The organism is Chelativorans xinjiangensis (assembly GCF_009812055.1).
Lineage (GTDB): Bacteria > Pseudomonadota > Alphaproteobacteria > Rhizobiales > Rhizobiaceae > Chelativorans > Chelativorans xinjiangense.
Genome location: NZ_WQNH01000017.1, coordinates 49,847 through 63,614, shown reverse-complemented (window position 1 = coordinate 63,614; position 13,768 = coordinate 49,847). Strand labels below are relative to the sequence as shown.

13 protein-coding genes are annotated in these 13,768 nt (G+C 64.1%); 9 read left to right on the top strand and 4 right to left on the bottom strand.

Going from position 1 to position 13,768, the window contains the following annotated elements; genetic code table 11:
- From GM910_RS13115 to GM910_RS13105, 3 genes are all read left to right on the top strand, one after another.
- Complete coding sequence (locus GM910_RS13115; RefSeq protein WP_159588007.1) at positions 1-933, top strand: hydroxyacid dehydrogenase; 933 nt, start codon at positions 1-3, stop codon at positions 931-933.
- Entirely contained in the window at positions 930-1,931 is a 1,002-nt protein-coding gene (locus GM910_RS13110; protein ID WP_159588006.1) for an Ldh family oxidoreductase, read from the top strand. The genes GM910_RS13115 and GM910_RS13110 overlap by 4 nt, the downstream gene beginning before the upstream one ends.
- Before the next feature lie 61 nt (positions 1,932-1,992).
- Positions 1,993-2,997, top strand: a complete 1,005-nt coding sequence (locus GM910_RS13105; protein ID WP_159588005.1) for a YeiH family protein — start codon at positions 1,993-1,995, stop codon at positions 2,995-2,997.
- A 14-nt stretch (positions 2,998-3,011) separates the two neighbouring features.
- Here the strand turns inward: GM910_RS13105 and GM910_RS13100 are convergent, their stop codons facing one another.
- Genes GM910_RS13100 through GM910_RS13085 form a run of 4 tightly spaced genes read right to left on the bottom strand, consistent with a single transcriptional unit; the run spans position 3,012 to position 7,458 of the window.
- Positions 3,012-4,475, bottom strand: coding sequence for a sulfatase family protein (locus GM910_RS13100; RefSeq protein WP_159588004.1), 1,464 nt, complete (start codon positions 4,473-4,475; stop codon positions 3,012-3,014).
- Between the two features lie 31 nt (positions 4,476-4,506).
- Positions 4,507-5,508, bottom strand: a complete 1,002-nt coding sequence (locus GM910_RS13095) for a dihydrodipicolinate synthase family protein (RefSeq protein ID WP_159588003.1) — start codon at positions 5,506-5,508, stop codon at positions 4,507-4,509.
- Complete coding sequence (locus GM910_RS13090) at positions 5,501-6,490, bottom strand: Gfo/Idh/MocA family protein (protein ID WP_159588002.1); 990 nt, start codon at positions 6,488-6,490, stop codon at positions 5,501-5,503. The genes GM910_RS13095 and GM910_RS13090 overlap by 8 nt, the downstream gene beginning before the upstream one ends.
- Entirely contained in the window at positions 6,487-7,458 is a 972-nt protein-coding gene (locus GM910_RS13085; protein WP_159588001.1) for a Gfo/Idh/MocA family protein, read from the bottom strand. The genes GM910_RS13090 and GM910_RS13085 overlap by 4 nt, the downstream gene beginning before the upstream one ends.
- Before the next feature lie 113 nt (positions 7,459-7,571).
- Between GM910_RS13085 and GM910_RS13080 the strand changes: the two genes are divergently transcribed.
- From GM910_RS13080 to GM910_RS13055, 6 genes are all read left to right on the top strand, one after another.
- Complete coding sequence (locus GM910_RS13080; RefSeq protein ID WP_159588000.1) at positions 7,572-8,297, top strand: FadR/GntR family transcriptional regulator; 726 nt, start codon at positions 7,572-7,574, stop codon at positions 8,295-8,297.
- Between the two features lie 18 nt (positions 8,298-8,315).
- Positions 8,316-9,899, top strand: coding sequence for an ABC transporter substrate-binding protein (locus tag GM910_RS13075; RefSeq protein WP_159587999.1), 1,584 nt, complete (start codon positions 8,316-8,318; stop codon positions 9,897-9,899).
- Positions 9,900-9,967: 68 nt separating this feature from the next.
- A complete protein-coding gene (locus GM910_RS13070) occupies positions 9,968-10,927 on the top strand; it encodes an ABC transporter permease (protein WP_159587998.1) in 960 nt (319 codons plus the stop codon).
- Positions 10,928-11,815, top strand: coding sequence for an ABC transporter permease (locus GM910_RS13065; protein ID WP_159587997.1), 888 nt, complete (start codon positions 10,928-10,930; stop codon positions 11,813-11,815). It begins immediately after the preceding gene.
- 21 nt (positions 11,816-11,836) lie between these two features.
- Entirely contained in the window at positions 11,837-12,754 is a 918-nt protein-coding gene (locus GM910_RS13060) for a dihydrodipicolinate synthase family protein (protein WP_159587996.1), read from the top strand.
- A gap of 3 nt (positions 12,755-12,757) precedes the next feature.
- Positions 12,758-13,768 (top strand): ABC transporter ATP-binding protein, encoded by a 1,011-nt coding sequence (locus GM910_RS13055; protein ID WP_159587995.1) that lies wholly within the window; start codon positions 12,758-12,760, stop codon positions 13,766-13,768.

Sequence of the window (13,768 nt, the reverse complement as noted above, 5' to 3'; positions counted from 1 at the left end):
ATGCCCGATATCATCATCACCGAATTCATGGACGAAGCTGCCGTCGCGAGCCTGCGGGACAGCTTCGAAACGCTCTACGACCCGGCGCTGGTCGACCGGCCGCAGGACCTTGCCGCCGTTGTCTCTCAGGCGCGCGCGCTCATCGTGCGCAACCGTACGCAGGTCACCGCTGGGCTTGTTGAAGCGGCATCCAGGCTTGAATGCGTGGGGCGCCTCGGCGTCGGCCTCGACAATATCGACCTGGAGGCCTGCAAGGCGCGCGGCGTCGCCGTCTACACGGCCACCGGCGCCAATGACCTGGCGGTCGCCGAATATGTGATTGCCACGGCCATGATGCTCCTGCGGCAGGCCTATCTCTTCACGGCGAGTGTCGCGGCGGGCGAGTGGCCGCGTCAGGCGTTGATCGGTCGGGAGATCTCGGGCAAGACCATGGGCCTCGTCGGCTTCGGTGCAATCGCCCGCGAGGTGGCGTGGCGGGCGAGGATGATCGGTATGGACGTCGTCGCCTACGATCCGTTTCTAACCGCCGATCACGCGGCCTGGAAGGAGGCACGCAACCTGCCGCTCAACGCTTTGTTCAAGGACGCGGATGTCGTCAGCCTGCACACGCCGTTGACGCCGGCGACCCGCCACATGATCGATGCGGCCGCCCTTGCCTGCATGAAGAAGGACGCGGTCTTGATCAACGCGGCGCGTGGCGGCGTGGTGGACGAGGAAGCGCTTTGCGCGGCCCTGCGGGAAGGCCGTCTTGCCGGTGCCGCCCTCGACGTGTTCGAGGAGGAGCCGCTGGGCGCTGGAAAGAGCGAGATGTTCCGGGGCTTGAAGAACCTCGTGCTCACCCCGCACATCGCCGGCGTGACCGCCGAATCCAATGTCCGCGTCAGCCATAAGACGGCGCAAACGGTTCTCAAGCATCTCAAGGCCAAGACATGACCACCACACGGCTGACCATTGAAGAGGCGACCGCGCTGGTCGTCGAAACTCTCCTGCGCTGCCGCACGTCCCAAGACAATGCGCAGTCCGTGGCGAGCGCGCTGGTCGGCGCCGAGCTTGCCGGCCAGGCGGGTCACGGGCTCCGGCGCGTGCCTGCCTACAGCGCCCAGGCGCTTGCCGGCAAGGTGGACGGCATGGCGACGCCAGAGGCGACACAGACGCGGCCTGGCGCCCTTGCGGTCGATGCCGCACATGGCTTCGCCTATCCCGCGCTCGATCTTGCGGTGGAGTGGCTGCCGGCGGCTGCCCGAGGCCAGGGCATCGTCATTGCCGGCATAAGCCGTTCGCATCATTCAGGCGTCACCGGCCTGGTCGTGGAGCGGCTGGCGGAAGCGGGCGTGGCGGGGTTGATGGTCGCCAATTCCCCCGCTGCCATGGCCCCCTGGGGCGGCAAGCGCCCGCTCTTCGGTACCAACCCGATCGCGTTTGCGGCACCTCTTGCCGGGGCAGACCCGATCATCGTCGACGTGTCGCTCTCCAAGGTGGCGCGCGGCAAGATCATGGCCGCGGAGCAGAAGGGCACGTCCATCCCCGAGGGCTGGGCGCTCGACAGGAGCGGCAATCCCACGACCGACCCGACCGAGGCGCTCGCCGGCACCATGGTGCCCATGGGAGAGGCCAAGGGCACCGCGCTTGCCATCATGGTGGAGATGCTGTGCGCCGGGCTTACCGGTGCCAACTACGCTTATGATGCTACTTCCTTCTTCGATGCGAAGGGTTCGCCGCCGGGAACCGGCCAGACCGTCATCGCCATCGATCCGGAAGCCTTCGGTCCCGGCGCGACGGCGCGTTTTGCGCAGATGGCACGGCTGATCGAGGAGACCGAAGGCGCGCGCCTGCCGGGACGGCGGCGCCAGGCGCTGAAGCGGGAGATGGTCCGCGACGGTATCGCCGTCGACAGCGATCTCCTGGAGCGGATACGGTCGATCGGCCGGTAAGGGACGGCATTTCCTCGCACAGGGCTCAGCCCCAGCCATCTATTCTGACAGGCGAAACCCCATGAGCTTCTTTTCCGCACCGACAACCGAAGCCCGTCTTGAAAAGCTGAAGGCGCTAGCGCCTGGTGTCTTGTTCGCACTGCTCGTTGCCGTGGCGGCGAATTTCCTGTCGGAGCATTATGGCGGGCCGGCCATGCTGTTCGCTTTGCTCCTGGGCATGGCGTTCCACTTTATGGCCAGCGAGCCGCGCAGCGCGGCGGGTGTCGACTTCGCGTCACGGACGCTGCTGCGCCTGGGTGTCGGGCTGCTCGGCGCGCGCATCACCTTCGAGCAGATCGGCGCGCTCGGCATCGAGCCCATGGCGCTGGTGCTCATCTCGGTCGCCGCCACCATCGGCTTCGGCGTCGTGATGGCGCGGCTTTTCGGCCGTCACTGGACTTTTGGCTTGCTGACCGGCGGTGCAGTGGCGATCTGCGGCGCCTCGGCCGCGCTCGCTATCTCCGCCGTGCTGCCCGAGCGGCCCGAGCGCGAGAAGGACACGCTCTTCACCGTCATTGCCGTCACCGGCCTGTCCACCATCGCCATGATCGCTTATCCGATCCTGTTCACGGCCCTTGGCTTCGACGATCGCGAGATCGGCGTGATGATCGGCGCCACCATCCACGACGTCGCGCAGGTGGTGGGTGCGGGCTACGCGGTGTCCAACGAGGCGGGCGACACCGCTACCTTCGTCAAGCTCCTGCGTGTGGCGCTCCTGCCGCTTGTGGTGATCGCCATCATGCTCTTTGCCCGGCGCGGGGAGGGCGGGGCGAAGGTCTCCCTGCCGTCCTTCGTCCTCCTGTTCGCGGCGCTGGTCGTCGTCAACAGCCTCGGCCTTGTTCCCGCGACCCTTGCCGCCTTCCTGTCGGAAGTCTCGCGCTGGCTCCTGATCACGGCTATCGCTGCCCTCGGCGTCAAGACCGCGCTCAAGGAGATGTTCGCTCTTGGCGCCGGTCACATCAAGGTTGTGGTCTCCATCACGCTGTTCCTGATGCTGCTGGCGGTGGCGCTGTCACTCGTCATGTGAGAGGAATTGCCTCTCTATTTGAGTTTGTTCATGAGCCGCTGCTTTACGTCTGGAATCGATGAGCCAGCACGCGGCCGGCGCGCCATGATTTCCTTTTGCAGGAAGTGAGCGATCTCCGTCATCAGAAACCGCTCTATATCCGCATAGGCGATGTCCCCGGTGATGTTGTGCTGCTCTCCCGGATCGGATTCGAGGTCGAACAGTTCCACCTCGGTCTTGGCGCCGGACGCATAGAGCGTCAGCTTGAAGCGCTCGTTGCGCGCCATCGTCGATAGCATCGGCGGGTCCCAGAACTGGCCCCGGTTGTCGACCCCAGAATTGCGGTAGGCACAGATTGCCGCCTGCCGGGTGGCCTTGCCCCGTTGCGCCATTGCTGCCAGATCCTCGCTGTCGGGGCAGTATGCGGCGGTATCGAGCCCGGCCGCGGCAAGGCAGGTCGCCGCGATGTCGCGACCCTGCGCCAGCGCTCCGCACTGCGCGCCGGACGGGACTTGTCCGGGCCAGCGCAGGAGGAGCGGAACGCCGACCGTCGGCTCGTAAAGCGCTACTCCTTTGACGAACAGACCATGGTCGCCGAGCTGATCGCCATGGTCGGACATGAAGATCACCAGTGTATTTTCAGCGAGCCCGGCCTGGTCGAGCGCATCGAGGACGCGCCCGATCTGCTGGTCCGCGAAGGCAATCGAAGCCGCGTAGCCCAGGCGGATTTGGCGGACCTCCGCGGCGGTGAAGTCGGCGGAGCGCCCGAGATAGGAGCCCTCCTGCTCGCGCCGCACGCAGTCGGGCGCCGCCGGTCGGGCGATCGGGGCGGGAATCCTGGCTTCATCGATGAGCGGGCGCATCGACAGGGGATGATCCTGATAGGGGTCATGCGGATCGAACAGGCTCATCAGGCAGAAGAATGGACGATCATCGTCCCGGGCGCCGGTGATGAAGTCGATCGTCCTGTCGGCGGCCCATTTGGACATGTGCACCGCTTCAGGGTGGTGCAGTTCACTGCGTTTGCTGGCCTTGAGGGCGGCGAGGAAGTCCGGCGCATTGGCGCGCAGCCACGCGACGTAGCCGTTGAAACGGCTGTCCATGCCGACGGAAGGCTCAAGACACCATTCATAGATCTCGAACCCGTCATTGGGATGCCGGCGCCGCTCCTCCGCAAGGCGGCTGCTGACGTGCAGTTTCCCGAACAGCGCCGTCCGGTAGCCTGCCTCAAGCCGCAGCCTTTCGGTGAACAGCACTTCCTCATCGGGAAGATTGTCATGGACCCGGTAGACGGAATGGTCCGGGACCATCTTTCCGGTGAAGATGCTGGCGCGCGACGGCGTGCAGATGGGGTTATCGACGGTTGCCCGCGTGAAGGCGGTTCCCGAGGCTGCCAGGCGATCCAGATTGGGCGTCGGGATCCAATCGCACCCGTACGCGCCCAGCGTGTCGCGGCGCTGCTGATCCGTCATGATCATGAGGATGTTTGGTCGTTTCACGACACACTTCCCTTGCTTGCCGGGACCTTGCTCAGTCCGGTGCCATAATCTCAGGTATCGCCGCGTGCGCGGCGAGACGGAGCCGCGTGGCGATCTCGGGGTCGATCCAGCGATAGGGCCTGCGCAGCCTGGTGCCGATATCCGCCCAATTGCCGACAGCGGCCAGAAGCTTGTCGAGAGCGGCGTTGGAATATCCGTGGTCGCGGCCGAACGGCGCGATGTGCGCATCCAAGAAAGTGCGCAGGCGCGTCTCGATATCGCGCGCTGCGTCGAGATCCGTCGACATGAGCGATGTCCATCGCTGTGCGCCGGCCGGATTGAGGCACGCTACGTTCGAAAACGCCCCGACGGCGACACCCTGCGAGACGCCGCTTGCGAGGTGATGGCCGGGGACATAGACGCCCCAGCGGTCGAGCATCCGCCTCGCCTCGGCGTACCATTCTACATTGCCGTCTGCGAGCTTGACCCCGACCACCTGCGGCACCCGCTCGAGAATTCCTGCCAGCTCCGAGGGGGTGAAGACACGCTTGGCGTGCGGAGGATTGTAGAGGATGAGCGGTACGGGATCGGCGGCGCCCGCCGCCATCATGAGGAAGTCCGTCGCCTCCTCCGCCGTCACCGGCCACCAGTCGGGGAGGATCACCTGGATGCCTTCGGGACGAAAAGCCGCCGCTCGGCGCACGCGATCCAGCGACAGGCGTGCGTCCGCCTGGCAGGCGCCGATAACGAAGGGGATGCCGGCGGCCGAGCAGCGGCGCGCCAACAGGTCCTGGATGGCGTCGAACTCCGCCTCGGTCTGATTGTGGAACTCTCCGGCTGTGCCATTGGAATAGATTCCATCCACCGAAGCGGCGACAAGGCGGTCGATTTCGTCAGCAAGCCGGGTGAAGTCGATGGCGTCGTCACTGCCGATCGGCAAGAGGAGGGTCGCCCAATTGCCCCTGATGCGCCCCCAGCGGCCATCGTGGCGCGCGAACTTTGCTATGGCTGCTGCACGCTGAGGGGCGAATTGGCTGGTCACCTTGTCAACCATCGATAAGGATTTCGCGGTGCTCACCGGCTGATGCCAACGCCGCAGCGACGATCTCAACGATGTGCCGTCCATAGGTCGCGTCGACAGGCGGCGATCCGCCGCTCTCGATTGCATGAAGAAAGTCCGTCCACTCCCTGTACACGGCCTCGTCCATTCCGTCGGCCTGCCAGGAATCGGCAACAGGGCTCCACAGCGTGCCTTGGCCTACGCGCACACCGCTGTTGAGGTCGACGTCCAGAACGCCGTCCTCGCAGACGATTTGCAATTTGGAAGAAACGGCGCCGTCACGGTAGCCGATGCTGCTGACCTGGCCGATGCGCCCGTCGAGGAAACGAAGGCCGAGGTAGGCGGTATCGTCGGCGGCCTGATCGTGGAAGAAGGCTCCGCCGAGGGCGGTGACGGCGGCAACCCGGCTATCCATCAGCCACACCAGCTGGTCGAGGGCATGGATTCCCGCCGTCATGAGCATGCCTCCTCCGGTCCGTGGGTCAAGATGCCAAGGCCGGCGGTTGGATTCCATCCATAGTTTGACGAGGCTGCTCATGCCCGTCATGGGGCGGCCGAGCCGCCCGCTCGCGAGGATCTCGCGTGCCACCATGATCGGGCGGAAGAAGTGCATCACGTGGCCGATCGTCAGGATCGTATTTGAGCGACTTGCTGCGGCTTCAATAGCGCCGCAATCCCAAGGCGTTGGTGCCATCGGCTTCTCGAGCAGGACATGCTTGCCGGCCTCGATCGCCGCAACGGCAATCTCAGTATGCATATGATGGGGAGTAGCGATCACGACCGCGTCGACGGAGTTGTTATTGAGCAGCGCGTGCCAGTCGCGGCACGGCTGGCCGCCATGCAGGGCGGCGAATGCAGCGGCCTGCGCGGGATCACTGCTGCACACGGCGTGGACCCGAGCTGCAGCCTGTCTCCCGACCGCACGAGCGTGCACGGCACCGAAATGTCCGGCGCCGATTATGCCGACGTTGATCATGGCAGCGCTTCCTCGTAGGCACGGTCGATCAGGTCCATGGCGCAGGCATAATCCGAAATCCCGACCAGGGGAGGGGCGCCCGCGGCGAGGCGGTTGATCGTGTCGATCATGAAGGCGGTGTAGCGTTCGGATGACGGCAGCGGCGGCAATGGTTCGCGACGCCGGTCATCCAGTGTGGCGGCGAGGGCAGTATCGCCGTGATCAATGAAATAGGCGTTGGCGGTCGCGATGCGCCATTCGAAATCGCCGCCCGGCTGCATAGAGGCGAAGGTATATCCCGCCTCTATCGTGAAGACGGCGCCATTGGCGTCCGTTAGCACGACGACGGCGTAATCCTCCACATCCTCCTCGCGGTGGATATGCTTGCCGATCTGTGCGCAGACGATCTGCACCGGCCCCTCGGCGAGGCTGAGTGCGCAATCGATACCGTGGATGCCCAGATTGCGCAGGGCACCACCACCGGATACGGCAAAATCGAGCATCCAAGCCACACCGTCGTCCCGATAACGCTGGGGCGGACCGTTGATGATGCGGAAGTGCGCGTGGGCGATAGGACCGGACCGTGCCTCGGCAGCCAGTCGATGGTATTCGCGCATAGCCGGCCCGAGGCGGTTGGGGAGGGGTACCGCCACAAAAACCCCGGCGGAGGATGCCGATCTTGCAAGGGCTGCAACGGCGGCTGAATCGGGCGCCGCAGGTTTTTCGAGGATCACCGGTACGCCGGCGGCAATCGCCATTTCTGCCAGTGGCGGCACGTTATCTGGCCGCCCCATGATGACAACCAATGAAGAGTGCTCGATGACCGCTTGAGGCTCATTGGAAGCAGAAATCCCGTGCTGCGCCGCGAAGCTCTCGGCGACCTGCCGGTCTGCATCCCATATCGTACCAAGTTGGGCTCCAGCGGAAACGACCGCTTTGGCGTGCATATGGGCGTGCCAGTGCCCTACTCCGATCAATCCCACACGCATTGTGACGCGTCCTTTGCTATTGACTTGCAACATATCCTACAAGTCGCTATGCTACAAGCCAGGGTCACGATAGAATGGACGCGAACGGGAAATCGGAAGGACAGGCCGTCAAGATGAAGCCGATCAAGCCGCTGGAGAGGCCACCGCTATTACACGTCAGCGTACAGGAGAGCCTCCGCAGCTATGTCGAGGACAACGGTCTTAAAGCTGGCGATCCGCTGCCGCCAGAAAGCTTTCTCGCCCAGCAGCTCGGCGTTGGGCGCAACTCGGTTCGCGAGGCGATCAAAGCCCTGGAATCTGTAGGAGTTCTCGAGACCCGTCGCGGCGTGGGCGTATTCGTCAAGGAATTCTCGTTTCAACCGTTGCTCGACAATCTGGCCTATGGACTGCGGGCATCGCTCCGGGATGTGGAGGAACTGCTCGAAATTCGCCGCGTCCTGGAAACAGGCCTGATCGACAAGACCATCGCCATGATCAGCGCGGAAGATGTGGCTGCCTTGCGCGCGGTCACGGAGCGGATGCGCGAGCGCGCCGAACACGAAAGTTTCGCCGAGGAAGACCAGCTTTTCCATCAGCTGTTGTTCCGCTGCCAGAACAACAAGATGCTGAGCACGCTGATCGACATCTTCTGGACGGCCTTCCACAAGGCTTCCGATTTCGCCAACCTGGCCAGCCCGACGCCGCTCGCCACCTGGCGCGAACACCATGAGATCGTGGAGGCGATCGCTGCAAGGGATGTCGAGGCGGCGCGACGCCGCCTTGATGCGCACTACAGCGGCATTCAGCAGGTCATCGCCATGAACCGCTCCCGCCATCAGGCGGTGAGCCAGGAAGACTAGTCAACCAGGGAGGAGACTATGCAACGACGGACTTTCGGCCGCCTTATGGCGGCAGCGGGAATTTTGCTGGCGTCAACCGCGCTGACAATCCCGACGACGATGGCGCAGGGCGAGAAGACCATCACCGGCGGGTTCGACGTGGGGCCGGGCGGTTATCCCGGCAATTTCCATCCACATCAGGCGACGGCAGGCTTCACCTGGCTCAGCACCTATTACGAGCCTCTGGTCATCTATAATCCGGATCTCAGCGAGATTGTCGGCGCCCTCGCAGCGGATGTTTCGATAAGCGAGGATAGTCTGCAATACACGTTCAAGTTGGCCGACGCGAAGTGGCATGACGGCGAGCCCTTCACCTCGGCTGACGTGAAGTTCTCACTGGAGTTGGCCAAGAACCCGGACAGTGGCAGCCTCTTTGCCGCCAGGCTCGGAGACATCGCCTCCGTTGAAGCGCCCGACGACAGCACGGCCGTGGTCACCCTCGGCAAGCCCAATGCGGCTTTCCTGGCGATCCTGACGCAGGTGATGATGTTGCCCGAGCATCTTCTCGGCCCCAGAGATCCCGCCGAGCTTGCCAATAGCGACTGGTGGTCGACCGAGCCGGTCGGCACGGGACCCTTCAAGTTCGTTAAATATGTCAGTGACCAGTATGTGGAACTGGCGGCCTTCGACGGCTACCGCAACGGCCGGCCCAAGGTCGACCGTCTGATCAACCGCTATTTCGCCAACGCGGCCGCTGCGGTCGCTGCACTGAAAGCCGGCGAGATTCAGTTCACTTATGTCGAGCCGGACGATGCCAAGACCTTCGAAGGCAATGACGGCTTCCGGGTGATCGAGGGCGATTCCTACGTCGTCAACTACATCGGATTCAACCATAAAGTCGATCTATGGCAGGATGTGCGTGTGCGCCAGGCGGTCATGTATGCCATCGACCGGGAGCAGATCATCGAAAGCCTCTATGGCGGAGCCGCGAAAGTGGCCAGCTGCGGCTATGTGGCGCCTCAGATCGTCCCGGACGGTCTCAATGACTACGCCTACGACCCGGAGAAGGCCAAGACCCTACTGGCCGAGGCCGGCTGGGATCAGATCAACGGCACCGAGACGATCCCCTGGCTCACCTATTACAACAGCCCGCAGGTCGGCAACGTCATGGCGGCGATCCAGGCGATGCTCGCTCAGGTCGGCATCAACGTTTCCCCGCGCGCGGTTGATGTGCCGACCTACAACGGCATCGTCCGCGGCACGGATTGGGAACAGTTCCTGCTGGTCTACGCCGGCGCGCAGAACGGCCCCAACCCGGCGAGCTTGAACGTCAACCTGAATGCCGCGCAGGTGCCGCCGGTGGGCAACAACATCATGCACATCGACATGCCGGAGCTGACTGAGGCCATAGAAACGGCGATGGCGGAAACCGACACCTCCAAATCCAACGAACTGTGGCAGCAGGTCTGCAGCGTCATAAACCAGAAGATGCCATGGGGCTCCATGTGGGTCGCAAGCCGCTATGGGGTCGCTTCCGCCAAGCTAGAGGACTTCTACTGGACGCCGGCTCCGGCCGGCGGGCCCTACCAGGCGCATCCCGAAAACTGGGATATCGCTCCCTGACCTAGGCAGTCGTAGCGGCGGACGGGCAATCATCTGCCTGTCCGCCGCGATGGCAGGGATCATTCCGCATGTCGCAATACATCATTCGCCGCGTCGCCGTCGGCTTCTTCATGCTGCTGGCCCTCACTGTGCTTATCTTCGGCCTGCTGCGGTTGGCGCCGGGCGACCCGATCGACGCCTATATCAACCCGTCGGTGCCGATGTCCGCATCCGATCTTGACGCCTTGCGTATCGGGCTCGGTCTCGACCAGCCGCTGCCCGTGCAGTATCTGGCTTGGCTGCGTGCGGCGCTCAGCGGCGATTTCGGCTATTCCATCCAGAGAGGAGGAATCCCGGTCCTGCCGCTCGTCTTCGATCGCATCGGTCCGACGATCCTGCTCATGTTTTCCGGGCTCGCCATCGCCATCGTCGTCGGCATAGCCACCGGCATCCTCAGCGCCGTTCGCCGGAACACGGCCACGGACGTCTCGCTTTCAGTGCTCTCCTTCATCGGCATCTCAAGCCCCGCGTTCCTGACTGCTCTGCTCGGCCTTTACGGATTTTCGGTTCTGCTCGACTGGGCCCCCTCGGGCGGCATGCTGACACCTGGAGCGCCGTTTTCCCTCGGCGATCTGCTCAGCCACCTCGTGCTGCCCGCCTGCCTGCTATCGATCGCCCACAGCGCCATGATCATGCGGTACATGCGCGCGTCGCTGCTCGAGGTCCTCTCCCAGGATTATGTGCGGACGGCCCGCGCCAAGGGCGTTCGTGAATTCTGGGTCATCGTCAAGCATGCCGTTCGCAACGCGCTTCTGCCCGTCATAACGCTGATCGGCTCGACCATCGGCATCGCCATCGGCGGCGCCATCTTCATCGAGAGCGTCTTCAACTGGCCCGGCATGGGCCTTCTCATGATCAATGCCGTGACGAGGAGGGATTATCCCGTGATCATGTGCGCGACGCTGCTCACCGGGGCCTGCGTGATCATCGTCAACCTGCTGACCGACATCATCTACGCCGCGGTCGATCCGCGCATCAAGGTGAGTTAGATGGCCGCGTCCGCATCCGCTTTCGCTGCCGAGCGCCCCAAGGGCCCCCTGCGCCGGGCGGTGGACCGGTTTCTGACCAACAGAGCCGCGGTCGCTGGCGTAGCGATCCTGCTCCCGATCGTGCTGGCGATCCTCAGCTACGATCTCTGGTGGCCCTACGCCCCCAACGACATCGACCTTGTGGCCATGAACAAGGGCCCCTCGGCGTCCCACTGGCTCGGCAGCGACGGGGTCGGCCGCGACGTGATGGCACGCCTCATGCAGGGCGGCCGCATCTCGCTGCTGGTAGCGACGGTCTCGATGGCGATTTCGACGGTCATCGGCTTCGTCATCGGTGCAGTGGCCGGCTTCGGAGGCCGGTTCGTCGACAGCGTTGCGATGCGGCTGGTCGATCTGGCGATGACCTTACCGCCCGTCATCTTCCTGCTGGTGCTGGCGTCGATCGCAGGCACCGGCATCGCCCCCACCATCATCGTCATTTCGCTCCTCTCCTGGCCGGTTCTGTCGCGCATGGTGAGGGCGCGCCTCCTGGAGCTGCGCGAGCGCGATTTCGTCATCGCCGCCCGCGGCATGGGGGCGGGTCTGCCGCATCTGTTGCTGCGGCACGGCCTGCCCAACAGTATAGACATCCTGGTGGTCTACGCGACGCTGCAGGTCGCCAGCGGTATCCTGCTGGAGGCTGGCTTATCGTTCCTCGGCATGGGGGTGCCCCCGCCGGAGGCGAGCTGGGGCAACATGCTCAACTCGGCGCGCTCGACGCTCGTTCTGGAAAGCTACCCCTGGCAGTGGATGTTCCCCGGCGCGGCAATGGTCATAACGGTCCTCGCCATCAACTTCGTGGGTGACGGGCTTCGCGATGCCTTCAACCCGCGCGCCGATCTCAACTGAATTTCAAAAAGAAGGTCTCACATGCCTCTGTTCAAAGGTGTCGTTCCACCGGTCGTCACGCCGCTCAACGAACGATTCGAAGTCGACTACGTTTCTTTCTCCAGGGTGATCGACCATCTGCTGGATGCCGGCGTGCACGGCCTGTTCGTCCTTGGCTCGACCAGCGAGGTCGTTTTTCACGACGAAGCCACCCGTGTGAAGATCATCGAGCACGCGGTCGAGCAAACCGGGGGCAGGGTGTCCATCTTCGCCGGCGTCATCGCCCCGACGACGGAGTGCGTTATCGAGCATGCGCGCAACGCACAGGCAGCCGGCGTGGATGCGGTGGTCGTGACCGCTCCATTCTACACCCGCACCAGCCAGCCGGAGATCATCGACCACTTCCGCTATGTGCGCGAAGCATTGGATGTGCCGGTCATCGCCTACGATATACCGGTTTGCGTGGGCACCAAGCTCGAGCGCGCCACGACCGTGACATTGGCACGGGAGGGCGCGATCGCCGGACTGAAGGACTCAAGCGGTGACGACGGCAATTTCCGGTATGTCCTGATGGACATGGCAGCGGATCCCAATTTTTTCGCGATGACGGGTTCGGAAATCCTGGTCGACGGAGCACTTGGCATGGGCGCGCACGGTGTGGTGCCCGGCCTCGGCAATGTCGATCCGCGTGGCTATGTACGGTTGTGGGATCTTTGCCAGGCGGGAGACATCGCAGCAGCGCGCGCGGAGCAGGAGAGGCTGTGCCGTCTGTTCGAAATGGTCCGGGTGAGCCTGCCGCGCACCAGCACCGGCTCCGCCGGCATCGGTGCGTTCAAGACCGCGATGCGCAGTCTCGGGATCATCGACACCAATCTCATGCCCCGTCCGCAACGTGCACTCAACGGCGAAGAAGCTGCGCGCATCGACACGATCCTGCGTGCAACTGGCCTCCTGGAGTAGTTGATGGCAGGTCTGCCCGTCATCGAGATCAAAGGACTGACGACGACGTTCCGCATCGGCGGCCGCGAGGTGGCGGCAGTGCGCGACCTGGACCTCACCATCGCCGCCGGAGAGACCCTGGCTCTCGTCGGCGAGTCCGGCTCGGGCAAGTCGGTGACCAGCCTTTCCATCGTCGGGCTGTTGCCCAAAGGGATCGGGCGGATCGCGTCGGGCCGCTTGATGCTGCGACGCAAGTCCGGCGAGACGGTCGAACTTCAGGCCCTCGATAACGAGACCCTGCGCTGCATCCGAGGCAACGACATCGGAATGGTGTTCCAGGAGCCGCTGACAAGCCTCAACCCGGTCTATACCATTGGTGAGCAGATTGCTGAGCCGATCCGTATCCATCTGGGAAAGTCTCGTCGTGAAGCCATCGCTGATGCCGTTCGGCTGCTGGTCGACGTCGGTATTCCCGACCCGCAGCGGCGGGTTAGGCAATACCCGCACGAGCTGTCGGGCGGCATGCGCCAGCGCGCCACCATCGCCATGGCGCTCGCCTGCAATCCAGCCCTGCTCATCGCCGACGAGCCGACCACGGCGCTCGATGTCACCATCCAGGCCCAGATCCTCGACCTCCTGGCCAAACTCCAGGCCGAGCGCGGCATGGCGATGCTGTTCGTGACCCACAATCTCGGCGTTGTTGCCGAGATCGCCGACCGGGTTGCGGTGATGTATGCCGGTTCGATCGTCGAAGCGGGGAACGTGCCCAGCGTCTTTTCCCACCCCCGTCACCCCTATACCAAGGGCCTGATGCGCTCGGTGCCGCAGCTCGGTGAAGCGACAGCGCTCAAGGAGGCCGGTGCTCCGCTGCAGACGATTGCCGGCTCCGTTCCGAGCCTTATCGACTTGCCGCCCGGCTGTGCGTTCGCGCCCCGCTGCCCTTATGCGATCGACGCCTGCACCACCGCCTTCCCGGACCTTGTCGACACGGGGAAAGGCCATGCGAGCCGCTGCATCCGATGGCAGGAAATCTGA

Bases quoted from the DNA above. Each gene is read 5' to 3' on its own strand.
- GM910_RS13115 (WP_159588007.1), top strand. From the start codon at position 1: ATGCCCGATATCATCATCACCGAATTCATGGACGAAGCTGCCGTCGCG.
- GM910_RS13110 (WP_159588006.1), top strand. From the start codon at position 930: ATGACCACCACACGGCTGACCATTGAAGAGGCGACCGCGCTGGTCGTC.
- GM910_RS13105 (WP_159588005.1), top strand. From the start codon at position 1,993: ATGAGCTTCTTTTCCGCACCGACAACCGAAGCCCGTCTTGAAAAGCTG.
- GM910_RS13095 (WP_159588003.1), bottom strand. From the start codon at position 5,508: ATGGTTGACAAGGTGACCAGCCAATTCGCCCCTCAGCGTGCAGCAGCC.
- GM910_RS13090 (WP_159588002.1), bottom strand. From the start codon at position 6,490: ATGATCAACGTCGGCATAATCGGCGCCGGACATTTCGGTGCCGTGCAC.
- GM910_RS13085 (WP_159588001.1), bottom strand. From the start codon at position 7,458: ATGCGTGTGGGATTGATCGGAGTAGGGCACTGGCACGCCCATATGCAC.
- GM910_RS13080 (WP_159588000.1), top strand. From the start codon at position 7,572: ATGAAGCCGATCAAGCCGCTGGAGAGGCCACCGCTATTACACGTCAGC.
- GM910_RS13075 (WP_159587999.1), top strand. From the start codon at position 8,316: ATGCAACGACGGACTTTCGGCCGCCTTATGGCGGCAGCGGGAATTTTG.
- GM910_RS13070 (WP_159587998.1), top strand. From the start codon at position 9,968: ATGTCGCAATACATCATTCGCCGCGTCGCCGTCGGCTTCTTCATGCTG.
- GM910_RS13065 (WP_159587997.1), top strand. From the start codon at position 10,928: ATGGCCGCGTCCGCATCCGCTTTCGCTGCCGAGCGCCCCAAGGGCCCC.
- GM910_RS13060 (WP_159587996.1), top strand. From the start codon at position 11,837: ATGCCTCTGTTCAAAGGTGTCGTTCCACCGGTCGTCACGCCGCTCAAC.
- GM910_RS13055 (WP_159587995.1), top strand. From the start codon at position 12,758: ATGGCAGGTCTGCCCGTCATCGAGATCAAAGGACTGACGACGACGTTC.